Annotated in this window: 16 protein-coding genes; 9 read left to right on the top strand and 7 right to left on the bottom strand. The window is 68.2% G+C overall.

The annotated features are described in order from the left end of the window. Positions 1-14 precede the first annotated feature (14 nt). Positions 15-446, top strand: coding sequence for a DUF2550 domain-containing protein (locus IEY88_RS08285; protein WP_189154020.1), 432 nt, complete (start codon positions 15-17; stop codon positions 444-446). Between the two features lie 51 nt (positions 447-497). Here IEY88_RS08285 and IEY88_RS08280 read toward each other — a convergent pair whose 3' ends face one another. After that, positions 498-1,070, bottom strand: a complete 573-nt coding sequence (locus tag IEY88_RS08280) for a cob(I)yrinic acid a,c-diamide adenosyltransferase (RefSeq protein WP_189154019.1) — start codon at positions 1,068-1,070, stop codon at positions 498-500. A gap of 35 nt (positions 1,071-1,105) precedes the next feature. On the opposite strand from IEY88_RS08280, the gene murA reads away from it, so the two are divergent. After that, a complete protein-coding gene (murA, locus tag IEY88_RS08275) occupies positions 1,106-2,371 on the top strand; it encodes a UDP-N-acetylglucosamine 1-carboxyvinyltransferase (RefSeq protein WP_189154018.1) in 1,266 nt (421 codons plus the stop codon). A 118-nt stretch (positions 2,372-2,489) separates the two neighbouring features. On the opposite strand, the gene IEY88_RS08270 is transcribed toward murA, so the two are convergent. Then, positions 2,490-2,777, bottom strand: coding sequence for a hypothetical protein (locus IEY88_RS08270; RefSeq protein WP_189154017.1), 288 nt, complete (start codon positions 2,775-2,777; stop codon positions 2,490-2,492). Between the two features lie 103 nt (positions 2,778-2,880). Here IEY88_RS08270 and IEY88_RS08265 point away from each other — a divergent pair, with 103 nt between their 5' ends. Both IEY88_RS08265 and IEY88_RS08260 read left to right on the top strand, forming a co-directional pair. After that, entirely contained in the window at positions 2,881-4,875 is a 1,995-nt protein-coding gene (locus tag IEY88_RS08265) for an ethylmalonyl-CoA mutase (protein ID WP_189154016.1), read from the top strand. Between the two features lie 17 nt (positions 4,876-4,892). Beyond that, positions 4,893-5,651, top strand: a complete 759-nt coding sequence (locus tag IEY88_RS08260) for an enoyl-CoA hydratase-related protein (protein ID WP_189154015.1) — start codon at positions 4,893-4,895, stop codon at positions 5,649-5,651. Here the strand turns inward: IEY88_RS08260 and IEY88_RS08255 are convergent. After that, the gene (locus IEY88_RS08255) at positions 5,566-6,420 is read right to left on the bottom strand and encodes a helix-turn-helix transcriptional regulator (protein ID WP_189154014.1); all 855 of its coding nucleotides are present in this window, start codon (positions 6,418-6,420) and stop codon (positions 5,566-5,568) included. The two genes, IEY88_RS08260 and IEY88_RS08255, sit on opposite strands and share 86 nt — an antisense overlap. A 102-nt stretch (positions 6,421-6,522) precedes the next feature. Here IEY88_RS08255 and IEY88_RS08250 point away from each other — a divergent pair, with 102 nt between their 5' ends. Continuing rightward, positions 6,523-7,221, top strand: a complete 699-nt coding sequence (locus tag IEY88_RS08250) for an SDR family oxidoreductase (protein ID WP_189154013.1) — start codon at positions 6,523-6,525, stop codon at positions 7,219-7,221. Here IEY88_RS08250 and IEY88_RS08245 read toward each other — a convergent pair. Together IEY88_RS08245 and IEY88_RS08240 are read right to left on the bottom strand one after the other, a co-directional pair. Then, the gene (locus tag IEY88_RS08245) at positions 7,218-7,625 is read right to left on the bottom strand and encodes a hypothetical protein (protein WP_189154012.1); all 408 of its coding nucleotides are present in this window, start codon (positions 7,623-7,625) and stop codon (positions 7,218-7,220) included. The genes IEY88_RS08250 and IEY88_RS08245 overlap by 4 nt on opposite strands. Further along, complete coding sequence (locus IEY88_RS08240) at positions 7,622-8,200, bottom strand: DJ-1/PfpI family protein (RefSeq protein WP_189154011.1); 579 nt, start codon at positions 8,198-8,200, stop codon at positions 7,622-7,624. The genes IEY88_RS08245 and IEY88_RS08240 overlap by 4 nt, the downstream gene beginning before the upstream one ends. A gap of 110 nt (positions 8,201-8,310) precedes the next feature. On the opposite strand from IEY88_RS08240, the gene IEY88_RS08235 reads away from it, so the two are divergent. Then, entirely contained in the window at positions 8,311-9,228 is a 918-nt protein-coding gene (locus IEY88_RS08235) for a GlxA family transcriptional regulator (RefSeq protein ID WP_189154010.1), read from the top strand. Here the strand turns inward: IEY88_RS08235 and IEY88_RS08230 are convergent. Next, positions 9,219-9,755 carry an NUDIX domain-containing protein gene (locus IEY88_RS08230; protein ID WP_229693179.1) on the bottom strand — a complete coding sequence of 179 codons (537 nt, stop codon included), beginning with the start codon at positions 9,753-9,755 and terminating at the stop codon, positions 9,219-9,221. The two genes, IEY88_RS08235 and IEY88_RS08230, sit on opposite strands and share 10 nt — an antisense overlap. Positions 9,756-9,809: 54 nt before the next feature. On the opposite strand from IEY88_RS08230, the gene nucS reads away from it, so the two are divergent. Continuing rightward, positions 9,810-10,469: an endonuclease NucS gene (gene nucS, locus IEY88_RS08225; RefSeq protein WP_189154009.1), complete on the top strand. Its 660-nt coding sequence runs from the start codon at positions 9,810-9,812 to the stop codon at positions 10,467-10,469. Positions 10,470-10,513: 44 nt separating this feature from the next. On the opposite strand, the gene IEY88_RS08220 is transcribed toward nucS, so the two are convergent. Further along, a complete protein-coding gene (locus IEY88_RS08220) occupies positions 10,514-10,876 on the bottom strand; it encodes a hypothetical protein (protein WP_189154008.1) in 363 nt (120 codons plus the stop codon). Between the two features lie 189 nt (positions 10,877-11,065). On the opposite strand from IEY88_RS08220, the gene IEY88_RS08215 reads away from it, so the two are divergent. Further along, positions 11,066-12,757, top strand: coding sequence for a sodium:solute symporter family protein (locus IEY88_RS08215; protein WP_189154007.1), 1,692 nt, complete (start codon positions 11,066-11,068; stop codon positions 12,755-12,757). A gap of 11 nt (positions 12,758-12,768) precedes the next feature. Next, positions 12,769-13,005, top strand: coding sequence for a hypothetical protein (locus IEY88_RS08210; protein WP_189154006.1), 237 nt, complete (start codon positions 12,769-12,771; stop codon positions 13,003-13,005). Positions 13,006-13,222 lie beyond the last annotated feature (217 nt).

The following is a 13,222-nucleotide window of genomic DNA, read 5'->3' as shown; positions in this document are numbered from 1 at the left end:
ACGAGGCCGCAGCCGTGGGGATCACCGAAATTGCCGGCCTGATCCTTCTTGGGGTGGCGATCGTCATCACGTACTTCGCCTGGCGCCGGATCCGGTTGCTGCGCGAGGGTGGGGTGCACGTCGCGTTGCGGAGCGTCTTCGACGACCGCGGGCGTGGCTGGCACCTGGGCGTGGGCCACTACCAGGGTGACTCGTTCGCGTGGTTCCGGGTGTTGTCGCTCGGGTCCGGGCCGAACGAGCTGATCTCCCGGGACGGGCTCGAGATCGACGCCCGGCGGGAGCCCACCGGGCCGGAGGCCTACGCCATGCCGGTGGGGGCGACGGTGCTCCGGTGCCGATCCGCTTCCGGTGAGGTCGAGATCGCCATGGGGCCGGACGCGTTGACCGGGTTCCTGTCCTGGCTCGAGTCCTCGCCTCCCGGGCGGGCCATACCCTGGGCTTCCTGATCACTGACGTGAAGGGCGCGTTCCCCGAGGGGGACGCGCCCTTCGTCGTTCTCAGGCGTTCTCGCCCGGCTGCCAGAGCACGTCACCGTCGGGGTTCGCCACCCGGGCCAGGATGAACAGCAGGTCGGACAGCCTGTTCAGGTACTTGGCCGTGAGCACGTTCGTGTGCTCGGCGTCGTCCTCGATCAGCGACCACGTCCGCCGTTCCGCGCGCCGGGCGATCGTGCGCGCCTGGTGCAGCAGAGCGGCGCCGGGCGTGCCCCCGTTCAGGATGAACGAGTCGAGCTTGCCCAGGCGTTCGTTGAACGTGTCGCAGTAGCCCTCCAGGCGGTCCACGTAGGCCTGGGTCACGCGCAACGGCGGGTACTTGGGGTCCGGCACGATCGGCGTGCAGAGGTCCGCTCCGACGTCGAACAGGTCGTTCTGGACCCTGCGCACCACGTCGAAGACGTCCGGGGCCAGGTCGCCCAGGGCCAAAGCGACGCCGAGGGACGCGTTCGTCTCGTCCACGTCCGCGTACGCCTCGATGCGTGGTGAGGTCTTCGGGACGCGCGAGAAGTCGCCCAGGCCGGTCGTGCCGTCGTCGCCGACCCGCGTGTAGATCTTGGTGAGATGTACCGCCATGTCCGGCACTCTATGGGCGTACGTAGGATTGCCGCGTGAGCGAGCATTTCCGGGTACACGGTGGCGCAAGGCTGGTCGGCGAGGTCGATGTCGTCGGCGCCAAGAACAGCGTGCTCAAACTGATGGCCGCCGCCCTGCTGGCCGAGGGCACCACGACCATCACCAACTGCCCGGACATCCTCGACGTGCCGCTGATGGCGGACGCGTTGCGCAGCCTCGGGTGTGAGGTCGAGCTCGACGGTGACGTGGCGAGGATCACCACGCCCGCCGAGCTGAGCCACCGGGCCGACTCCGAGGCGATGGGCAAGCTGCGGGCCTCCATCTGCGTCCTCGGGCCGCTCGTCGGGCGCTGCAAGCGTGCCGTCGTGGCGTTGCCGGGTGGTGACGCGATCGGTTCGCGGCCGCTCGACATGCACCAGAGCGGGCTCGAGAAGCTCGGCGCGACCACGTGGATCGAGCACGGGTGCATCGTCGCCGAGGCCGAGGGGCTGCACGGCACGCAGATCTGGCTCGACTTCCCGAGCATGGGCGCGACCGAGAACATCCTGATGGCGGCGGTGCTGGCCAACGGCACGACGGTCATCGACAACGCCGCGCGCGAGCCCGAGATCGTCGACCTCTGCCTGATGCTCAACCAGATGGGCGCGAACGTCGAGGGCGCCGGCACGTCCACGCTGACCGTGCACGGCGTCACGGAGCTCAAGCCGACCGAACACCGCGTCATCGGTGACCGGATCGTCGGCGCCACCTGGGGTTTCGCCGCCGCCATGACGCGCGGCGACGTGCGGGTGCGCGGCGTGAACCCGCACCACCTCGACCTGGTGCTCGAGAAGCTGCGCATGGCGGGCGCCGAGGTCACCGTCTACGAGGGTGAGGACGAGGGGTTCCGCGTGGTCATGGAGGGGCGGCCCAAGGCCGTCGACTTCGTGACGCTGCCATACCCCGGCTTCGCCACGGACAACCAGCCGTTCGCGATCGCGCTGTCCACGGTCTCCGAGGGCACCTCGATGATCACCGAGAACCTGTTCGAGTCCCGGTTCCGGTTCATCGACGAGATGATCCGGCTCGGGGCCGACGCGCGCACGGACGGCCACCACGCCGTGATCCGCGGCATCGAGAAGCTGTCGAGCGCGCCGGTGTGGGCGTCGGACATCCGGGCTGGTGCGGGACTCGTTCTCGCTGGTCTGTGCGCTGACGGGGCCACCGAGGTCTACGAGATCTTTCACATCGAGCGCGGGTACCCCGGGTTCGTGGAGAACCTCCGCAAGCTCGGCGCCGACGTGGAGCGCGTCAGCGTCTGATTGCGCTCGCCTGCTCGCGCGGTGAGGTTCGCCGAGAAGTCGGTCATCCGGCCGTCGCTTTCCGCCGAATCGCCTCCGGCGGTTGACGGAAAGAGACGACCGGACGACCGACGCGAACTCACGTCCTGAGCACGAGCCGCGCGTTCGGGACGTCCGCCGGGAACACCATCACCTGGTAAGGCGAGTGCCGTGAGCGCGTGGCTCGCACGCCGTTGCGCTTCAGCTTCTGCACGAGGACGTTCGCGGCCTCTTCCGTGGGCACGACCGCGACCTCGCTGAGCAACCCGAAGTCCGTGCCGTCCAGGTCCGGCACGGCTCTCTTGTCGTTGCCCGCGAAGTACCGCAGCACCAAGGCCAGCAGGCCGAGCACCGCGAACACGATGCCTGTCTGGTAGAAGCCCGTCACCTCCTCATCATGCTCTTTCTGGTCTCGATTCAGTGAGCAAGCGCACGCGCAGCAACTGTTACCGGCCAGTACGCTCCGGTGAACGACGATGTGGGAGGTTGCTGTGCCGTACCCAGCTGACCGCGAACGCGACCGCCCCTGGGTGATGCGGACGTACGCGGGTCACTCTTCGGCAGCGGCGTCCAACGCGCTCTACCGCCGGAACCTCTCCAAGGGCCAGACGGGCCTGTCGGTGGCGTTCGACCTGCCGACGCAGACCGGTTACGACCCCGACGACGAGCTCGCGAAGGGCGAGGTCGGCAAGGTCGGCGTGCCCATCAGCCACATCGGCGACATGCGGCAGCTCTTCGACCAGATCCCGCTCGCCGAGGCCAACACGTCGATGACGATCAACGCGACGGCCATGTGGCTGCTCGCCATGTACGTCACCGTGGCCGAGGAGCAGGGCGCGGACCCGTCGGCGCTGGCCGGCACCACGCAGAACGACATCATCAAGGAGTACCTGTCCCGCGGCACGTACGTGTTCCCGCCGGGACCGTCGCTGAGGCTGATCACCGACATGGTCGCGTGGACCGTGACGAACGTGCCGAAGTGGAACCCGATCAACATCTGCAGCTACCACCTCCAGGAGGTCGGCGCGACGCCGGCGCAGGAGGTCGCGTACGCGATGTGCACGGCGATCGCCGTCCTCGACTCGGTGCGCGACTCCGGTCAGGTGCCGCAGGAGAAGTTCGGCGAGGTCGTCGCCCGCATCTCCTTCTTCGTGAACGCCGGTGTGCGGTTCATCGAGGAGATGTGCAAGATGCGTGCGTTCTCCCAGCTGTGGGACGAGATCACGTTGGAGCGCTACGGCGTCGAGAACCCGAAGCACCGCCGGTTCCGCTACGGCGTGCAGGTCAACTCGCTCGGGCTCACGGAGGCCCAGCCGGAGAACAACGTCCAGCGCATCGTGCTGGAGATGCTCGCGGTCTCGTTGTCCCGCAACGCCCGTGCGCGCGCCATCCAGCTCCCCGCGTGGAACGAGGCACTCGGCCTGCCGCGTCCGTGGGACCAGCAGTGGGCGTTGCGCATGCAGCAGGTCCTCGCGTACGAGACGGACCTGCTGGAGTACGCCGACATCTTCGACGGCTCACCGGTCATCGAGGCGAAGGTGAACGAGATCCTCGCCGGTGCCCGCGAGGAGATCGACCGCGTGCAGGCGATGGGCGGTGCCGTCGCGGCCGTCGAGTCCGGCTACATGAAGTCGAACCTGGTGTCCTCACTGGCGGATCGCCGCCGCCGCGTCGAGGCGGGCGAGGACATCGTCGTGGGTGTCAACAAGTTCGACACGACCGAGCCGTCGCCGCTGCAGGCCGAGGGCGCGAACGCGATCGAGACCATCGACCCGATCGTCGAACTGCACGCCGTGGAAGCCATCCAGCAATGGCGCGCTTCGCGTGACAACGCTGCTGTCGAAGCCTCTCTGGACGCACTGCGCGAAGCTGCGAAGACTGACCAGAACCTTGTTGAGGTGACGCTGGCCTGTGCGCGCGCCGGCGTGACGACTGGTGAATGGTCGCAGGCATTGCGTGAGACGTTCGGCGAATACCGTGCCCCCACAGGCGTTTCCGGCGCCTCCGCATCGGGCGAGGCGGGCTCGGAGATCGCGCGCGTCCGCGACCGCGTGCGCTCGACCGGTGAGGAGCTGGGCGAGCGCCTGCGCATGCTCGTCGGCAAGCCGGGCCTCGACGGCCACTCCAACGGTGCCGAGCAGGTCGCCGTGCGTGCCCGCGACGTCGGCTTCGAGGTCGTCTACCAGGGCATCCGCCTCACGCCGTCGCAGATCGTGGCCGCGGCCGTGCAGGAGGACGTGCACGTCGTGGGCCTCTCGATCCTGTCCGGCTCGCACCTCGAGGTGGTGCCCGCCGTGGTCGACGGGCTGCGCGCGGCCGGTGCCGGGGACATCCCGGTGATCGTCGGCGGCATCATCCCGCCGGACGACGCCGCGAAGCTGCGCGAGCGTGGTGTGGCGCGGGTGTTCACGCCCAAGGACTACGAGCTGACCGAGATCATGGACGAGATCGTCACCGTGATCCGGGAGGTGCGTTCGCTTCCGTAGGGCCTTACTGTCGCGGAATGGTTGACGTTTCGCGGGACGGGTCCGTCGTCCGGATCACGATGAACCGCGCGGCCAAGCGCAACGCGCTGTCCGCCGAGCACCTCACGGAGCTGCTGGACGCGTTCCGCGAGGTGCGCACGTCGGACGCGGCCGGGATCGTGCTGGCCGCCGACGGGCCGGTGTTCTCCGCCGGGCACGACTTCGCGGACGTGCACGCCCGTGACGAGGAAGGCGTGCGGCTGCTGCTGGAGCTGTGCACCGTGCTGATGAAGACCATCCAGTCCGCACCGCAGGTGGTGATCGCACGCGTGCAGGGGCTGGCTACTGCTGCCGGGTGTCAACTGGTGGCGTCGTGTGATCTCGCGGTGGCGGCGGACACGGCTGGGTTCTCGTTGCCCGGTGGCAAGGCCGGGTGGTTCTGCCACACGCCCGCGGTGCCGGTGGCGCGGTCGATCGGGCGCAAGCGGTTGATGGAGCTGGTGCTGACCGGTGACGTGATCGACGCGGCCACCGCGGTGGAGTGGGGGCTGATCAACCGGGCCGTGCCTCTGGATCAGCTGGACGCCGAGGTCGACGATCTGCTGGCCCGTGCCACGCGGGGGAGTCGTACGTCGAAGGCCATCGGCAAGCGGACGGTCTACGCGCAGCTCGACCGGCCCGAGGCCGACGGGTACGAGATCGCGCTGTCCGTCATGGCCGAGACCTCGCAGTCCCCGTCAGCCAAAGAGGGACGGGCGTCGTTCCTGGAGAAGCGGCCGCCCGTGTGGCCCGGCTAGTCGCGAGGAGCCGCAGCGCGTCGGCGTTCGGGCCCGGCTCCGCCTGGTAGACCACGAGGTACTGGCCGGGTGCCTCGCGGACGTCGAACGAGTGGTAGGTCAGCTCGAGCGGGCCGACCGCGGGATGCACGAACTCCTTGGCGTCCTGGGTCTTCCCGCGCACCTCGTGGTGTTCCCAGAGTTCTTCGAAGACGGGGTTCTGGCTCAGTTCCGCGACCATCTGCCTGAGGCGCTGGGACTTCGGGTCGGCGGTCTGCCGCAGGTGCGCGACGGTGCTCTGCGCGACCCAGTTCCAGCGCGGGTAGAAGCTCGCGGCCACCGGGTCGAGGAACGTCATCCTGGCCGCGTTGTCGGCGGGCGTGAACGGCTCGTAGAGGGCTTCGGCCAGTGCGTTCGAGGCCAGCATGTCCAAGAACCCGTTCATCACGAACGCCGGCATGTCGTGCATGCCGCTCATGAGACGGCGCAGCTCGGGGCTGACCTTGTCGGTCGTGTGGCCCTCGTCGGCGACGACTCCGGCCAGCCGGTGCAGGTGCGCGCGGGCGTCGGTGTCGAGGTGCAGGGCCCTGCTCAGGGCGTCGAGGACCTGTGCCGACGGGTGGGTCTCGCGGCCCTGTTCGAGGCGGGCGTAGTAGTCCGCGCTGACCCCGGCGAGCACCGCGACCTCCTCCCGCCGCAGGCCCTTGACCTTGCGCTGGGTATGGCTCGGCAGGCCCGCGTCCTGGGGGTTGACGCGGGCGCGGTGTGCTTTCAGGAACTCGCCGAGCATGGTTCCGAGGATATTCCGAGTGGCCGGAACCTGCCTGGGTGTGGCACTCCTAGGGAGAAGGTGTCCTGGTAGAGGCCGTTCGGTCCGGCGAGTGTTGTGGCCATGAGCAAAGTCGTTTTGATCAGTGGAGCTTCCAGCGGCATCGGCGAGGCCACGGCCCGCGTTCTGGCCGCGGCAGGACATCAGGTGTTCCTCGGGGCACGGCGTGAGGACCGGCTGGCGGCGTTGGCATCCGAGATCGGTGCCGGCTACGCGCCGCTCGACGTGACGTCGCGGGAGTCGTTCCAGTCCTTTGTGGATGCGGCCGTGGAACGGTACGGCCGGGTCGACGTGCTGGTGAACAACGCCGGTGTGATGCCCCTGTCCCTCATGGACTCGTTGAAGGTCGACGAGTGGGACCGCATGGTGGACGTCAACATCAAGGGTGTGCTGTACGGCATCGCCGCCGTGCTGCCCCGGTTCTCCGGTGGCGGGCACGTCGTGAACGTCGCCTCGATCGGCGCGCACATGGTCATGCCGACCGCCGCCGTGTACTGCGCGACGAAGTACGCCGTGTGGGCGATCTCCGAGGGGTTGCGGCAGGAGCGCGACGACGTGCGGGTCACCGTGATCTCGCCCGGCGTCACGGAGTCCGAGCTGGCGGACACCATCACCGAGGACTTCGCGGCGGAGCTGATGGAGGACTTCCGCAAGATCGCGTTGCCGGCGTCCGCCATCGGTGACGCCATCGCGTACGCGATCTCGCAGCCCTCGGAGGTCGACGTCAACGAGATCGTCGTGCGGCCGGTGAACCAGCGCTAGGCGCCGGTCGTCGAGCCCGGCCGGAGGATCATGAGCACGGTCACCGTCGCCCACAGCAGGTTGAAGACGCCCGTGTACATGGCCAGCCGCTTGACGTCCTTGGTCTTCAACGCCCTCTCCTGACCGGGAAGGATCTTGAGGGCCAGCACGAACGCGGCGGCGGTGGTGAGCGCGATCGACACGATCACCCAGGGGTGGCCGGTCACGCCCATCACGCCCGCCGTCGCGAACCCGAAGACCGGCACCGAGATGCCGATGAGCGCGTAGACGCGGCAGATCCGGTGCAGCAGCTCGGGGTTGCCGGCCGTGGTGACGGCCTTCGGGAACATGCTGGCGGCGACCGTGACCGGACCGATCGCGATGATCGCGGCCAGGACGTGCAGCGAGAGGAAGAACTTGCTCACGCCGCGCTCCACACCGTGCCGCGGCGTTCGTGCGCGAACAGCGTCTCGACCTGCAGGGCCTGCTGGGCGCCGATCTCGCGTTCGAGCAGGTAGAGACCGAGGTCGACGCCCGACGTGACGCCGGCGGCGCTGACCAGGTCGCCGTCGTCGACGATGCGGGCGCGGACCGGGTTCACGCCCATGGACTCCAGCGCGTGCAGGCCGAGGTGGTTTGTGGTGGCGTTGCGGCCCTTGATCAGGCCGGCGATGCCCAGCAGCAACGAGCCTCCGCACACGGTGGCGATGAGCGCGCTGGTCTCTCTGAGTGCGGGGCCGACAGTGGCGGCACCCGCGCTGAGCAGCGCGAACACCTCCTCGTCCTGGAGCGCTGCCGCGCCGGGCACGACGACGAGGTCCGTGCCGGGGTCGAACGCGGCGGTTGCCCTGAGGGACAACAGGTTCAGGCCGGCCGGGACCTCGTGCGGTCCTTCGACCGCCACCAGTTCGGTCTGGATCCCGCCCGCGGTCAGCGTCTCGTACGGGCCGATCACGTCCAACGGGTCGAAGCCGTCGAACAACACCACTTGAGCTTTCACAGCGCCTGCTCCCTCACGTCGGTGATCAAAACCGTAGGAGGGCCGGATCCCGTCGAGAACTGGCTGGAATGCCATGTTCCAACGGATTCTCGCCAGCTACGGTGGTGGACGTGCACGAGGTGGCAGTGGTGGCGATGGACAGCGTGGTCCCGTTCGACTTCGCGACACCGGTCGACGCGTTCAACTGGGTCGGCCGGTACCGCGTGCGCGTCTGCGGTCCGAAGAGGACGGTCGACGCGGGCTGCTTCGAGATCAAGGTCCCGCACGGCTTGGAGTTGCTGTCCGAAGTGGACACGATCGTCCTGCCGGGGCACGACCCCGCGATGGTGGTGCCCCGGCCGTTGGTCGAGGCGTTGCGGCAGGCCGCGGCCCGGGGCGCCCGGATCGCGTCGATCTGCACGGGCGCCTTCGTGTTCGCCGAGACCGGGTTGCTGGACGGGCTCCGGGTGACCACGCACTGGCTGGGCGCGGAGGAGCTGGCGGCGCGGTTCCCGGCCCTGGAAGTCGACCCGGACGTGCTGTACGTCGACAACGGCCAGTTCCTGACTTCCGCCGGTGCCGCGGCGGGGCTCGACCTGTGCCTGCACATGATCCGGCGCGACCACGGGTCCGCGGTGGCGGCCGACGCGGCGCGATTCGCCGTGATGCCGCTGGAACGGGAGGGCGGGCAGGCGCAGTTCATCGTCACGCCGCCGGTGGCGCCTCAGGGAGCGGAGCTCGAACCCCTGCTGCTGTGGATGGACGCTCATGTGTCGCAGGAGCTGACGCTGGACGACCTGGCCAGGCAGGCGGGCATGAGCACGCGGACGTTGAACCGGCGGTTCCGCGAGCAGACCGGCACGACGCCGTTGCAGTGGCTGCACCGGGCGCGCGTCAGGCAGGCCCAGCACCTGCTCGAAACGACGAAGGACCCCGTCGAGCTGATCGCGAGCCGCGTCGGGTTCGGGTCGGCGACGGCGTTCCGCGACCGGTTCAAGCGGATCGCCGGCACCTCACCGCAGAGCTACCGGGCGGCTTTTCAGGGCTGAGAGTGTTCGTGCAGCAGCAGGAACGTGTACGCGGCGATCGACTGGGCGTCGGTGATCTCGCCCTTCGCGATCATCGACTCGAACTCCGCGCGCGGGAACCACCGCGAGCGCATGTCCTGCTCCTCGTGCTCCCGCTCGTGGAAGCCCTCGGTGAGGCCGGTCGCGAGGAACACCCGGCCGCGCTGCGACGACATGCCGGGCGCGACGTCGAGCAGGCCGAGCTCGATCATCCGGCCGGCCCGCAGTCCGGTCTCCTCGCGCAGTTCGCGGGCGGCGAGCTGCAACGGGTCGGAGTCGGCGCGGTCGGGCGCGGTGCCCTGCGGGAACTCCCAGCGGCGCAGGCCGATCGGGTAGCGGAACTGTTCGACGAGCCGCAGGCGCTCGCCGTCGAGCGGGATGATCAGCGCGAAGTCGGGTTTGTCGACCACGCCGTAGATGCCGCTGGATCCGTCCGCGCGCTGGATCTCGTCCTCGCGAACGGTCATCCACGGGTTTGCGTACACCTGACGGGTGCCGAGGCTTTCCACGCCACGGACCGTACCTAACGACCGGATCCCGGACGCACCCCGTAGCCTGTCGCGGTGCGTCTCGTCATCGCTCGCTGCCAGGTCGACTACGTCGGACGACTCACCGCCCATCTGCCGATGGCTCAGCGCCTGCTGCTGATCAAGGCCGACGGTTCGGTGTCGATCCACTCGGACGACCGCGCGTTCAAGCCGTTGAACTGGATGAGCCCGCCCTGCTGGCTCATCGAAGATCCGGACATCTGGACGGTGCAGAACAAGTCGGGGGAGAAGCTGATCATCACCCTCGACGAGGTCATGCACGACTCCAAGCACGAGCTCGGCCCGGAGCCCGGCCTGCAGAAGGACGGCGTCGAGGCCGACCTGCAGAAGCTGCTCGCCCAGCACGTCACGACCCTGGGCGACGGCTGGACCCTGGTGCGCCGCGAGTTCCCGACCCCGATCGGCCCGGTCGACCTGATGTGCCGGGACTCCGCCGGGGCGTCGGTCGCCGTGGAGATCAAGCGGCGCGGTGAGATCGACGGCGTGGAGCAGCTGACCAGGTACCTGGAGCTGCTCAACCGCGACCCGCTGATCGCGCCGGTCGCCGGTGTGTTCGCGGCGCAGCAGATCAAGCCGCAGGCACGGGTGCTGGCGGAGGACCGCGGGATCCGGTGCGTGGTGCTGGACTACGACGCGTTGCGCGGGATCGAGCCGGACGAGTTTCGGCTGTTCTGACCACGAGGACCCAGGAGCCCGGCACCGCGAGGTGCCGGGCTCGCTCATTCGGCCGCGTCCCGCCTGGCCCGGTGGCGGTCGGCGTGGATTCCAATCGCCACCCGGAGACCGCACCCGGTCAGGTCGCGGATCCGCTTGATCGTCCTGATGTTCGGCAGAGTCGCAACGGCGGTGTCGATCTCGTCGCGGGTCTGCGGGCATTGCGCCGCGAACATCAGCTGCGACTCGCACCCGAAGCACGGGTCTCCGGTCGAGGCGATCAGGCTGCTGTACATGTCACGGCCGCAGCCGGGGCAGGACCACCTCGTCTGCCGCTGCGCGCAGTCGTCGCACAGCGGGTAGTGCGTGTGGCCTTCCCTGGTCCGTGCCGGGGTGCTGCCGCATTGTGAGCACTTCTTGCCTTCCACGTTTGTCAGTCTTGGCTTCGAAGACACTCCCGCGCACCCGAATTCCCCCGCTCCCCGGCTTCGGCGAGCGCCCCTTCGAACGCCGTGGTTTGGTGATCATCCACACGGGGTAGGACTGCGCTCACCTGGAGTACTGTCCTCTCCTGGTCGATGATGTTCGACTTTGTTCGAAGTCTTGGGAGGTGGACGGTGTCGATCTTGGCTGAGGCGGACCTGCGGCTGGACGCGGGACCGATCGACTACGCGTTGCTGTTGATCTACTTCGTGGTGGTTCTCGGCATCGGCGTGATGGCGAGACGATCCGTCTCCTCCAGCCTCGACTTCCTGCTGTCCGGCAGGTCGCTGCCGGCGTGGGTCACCGGACTCGCGTTCATCTCGGCGAACCTCGGCGCGCTCGAGCTGATGGGCATGACGGCGAACGGCGCGCAGTACGGCATGGCGACCGTGCACTACTACTGGATCGGCGCCATCCCCGCGATGGTGTTCCTCGGTCTGGTGATGATGCCGTTCTACTACGGCTCGAAAGTGCGCAGCGTTCCCGAGTTCATGCGCCGGCGGTTCGGCAAGCCGGCTCACCTGGTCAACGCGATCAGCTTCGCCGTCGCGCAGATCCTGATCGCGGGCATCAACCTGTTCGCGCTCGCGGTGATCATCGACGCGCTGCTCGGGTGGCCGCTGCCGGTGTCCATCTGCGTCGCGGCACTGGTGGTTCTCGCGTACACGACCCTCGGCGGTCTGAGTGCCGCCATCTACAACGAGGTGCTGCAGTTCTTCGTCATCGTGGCCGCGCTGGCGCCGTTGACGATCGTCGGCCTGATCAAGGTCGGCGGCTGGCAGGGCATCGTCGAGAAGGTCACCGACAAGGAACAGCTGTCCGCCTGGCCCGCGACCGAACTCACCGGCATCGAGCACCCGGTGTGGAGTGTCATCGGTCTGGTGTTCGGTCTCGGCTTCGTGCTTTCGTTCGGTTACTGGACGACGAACTTCGCCGAGGTGCAGCGCGCGATGAGCGCGAAGTCGATGTCCGCGGCCAAGCGCACGCCGATCATCGGCGCGTACCCGAAGGCGTTGATCCCGGCGATCATCATCATCCCCGGCATCATCGCTGCGTTGATCGTGCCGGAGATGGCGCAGCTCAAGGCCGGTGACACGAGCAGCGGCGTGGCCTACAACGACGTGCTGCCGCTGCTGATGCGCGACCTGCTGCCCAACGGCATCCTCGGCATCGCGATCACGGGTCTGCTGGCGAGCTTCATGGCCGGTGTGGCGGCGAACGTCAGCTCGTTCAACACCGTCTTCACGTACGACCTGTGGCAGGACTACATCAAGAAGGACCGTCCGGACGAGTACTACCTGCGCGTCGGGCGGTTGGCCACGGTCGGTGCGTGCGTCCTCGCGATCGGCACGGCGTTCATCGCGGCGTCGCTCGGCGGGTCCAACATCATGGACTACATCCAGGCGCTGTTCTCGTTCTTCAACGCGCCGCTCTTCGCGACGTTCATCCTCGGCATGTTCTGGAAGCGGATGACGCCGACCGCCGGCTGGGTCGGTCTGCTCGCCGGTACGTTCACGGCGATCTTCATCTACGCGATCTCGGAGCCGTCGTTCGGCATCGAGCTGCTGGAGCTTCCTGGCCAGGGCGCGAGCTTCCTCGGCGCGGGTCTCGCGTTCGTGGTCGACATCGTCGTGAGCTTCGCGGTCAGCCTCGTCACGCGGCCGAAGCCGGACAGCGAGCTCGGCGGGCTGGTCTACAGCCTGACGCCCAAGGAGGACAGGGCGCACTCCACCACCGGTGACGACGCGGGCTGGTACCGCTCGCCCGCACTGCTCGGCGGCGGAGTGCTGGCCCTGACGACCGTTCTCTACTTCATCTTCGCCTGAGGGAGGCTGCCATGAGGTTGTTCGACCTGCGACTGATCATCGCTTTCCTCTTCGGCGTGTACGGCGTCGTACTGGTCGTCATCGGGTTCGGTTTCACGACCGACGAGGACCTGAAGAAGGCCGAAGGGGTCAACATCAACCTGTGGGCCGGCATCGCCATGGTGGTGCTGGCGGCGGTGTTCGCCGCGTGGGCGACGCTGCGGCCTCAGTTCGCGGACACGGACAAAGAGCCGCTCAAGGAGCTATGACTGGGGACGACCAGGGTAAACAGGGTTGAAGGCCTCGATGGTCCACGCGTCGAGCCAGTTGAATGCGCGACGGATTCGGTTTCGCACGTCTCTCCTTCTGTCGGGGTCTTCACCTTCTACAGCGCGTTGATCTTCTGAATCGTTCCCGTAGCGCAGGGTGACATGTGCCACGGGGTAACTCGGGGTACCGCCCACGAACGCCCGCAAAGGTCGCTAC

Source organism: Lentzea pudingi (genome assembly GCF_014646255.1).
Classification (GTDB): domain Bacteria; phylum Actinomycetota; class Actinomycetes; order Mycobacteriales; family Pseudonocardiaceae; genus Lentzea; species Lentzea pudingi.
The sequence above is the reverse complement of the archived record's forward strand: the minus strand, read 5'-3'. Positions and strand labels throughout refer to the sequence as shown.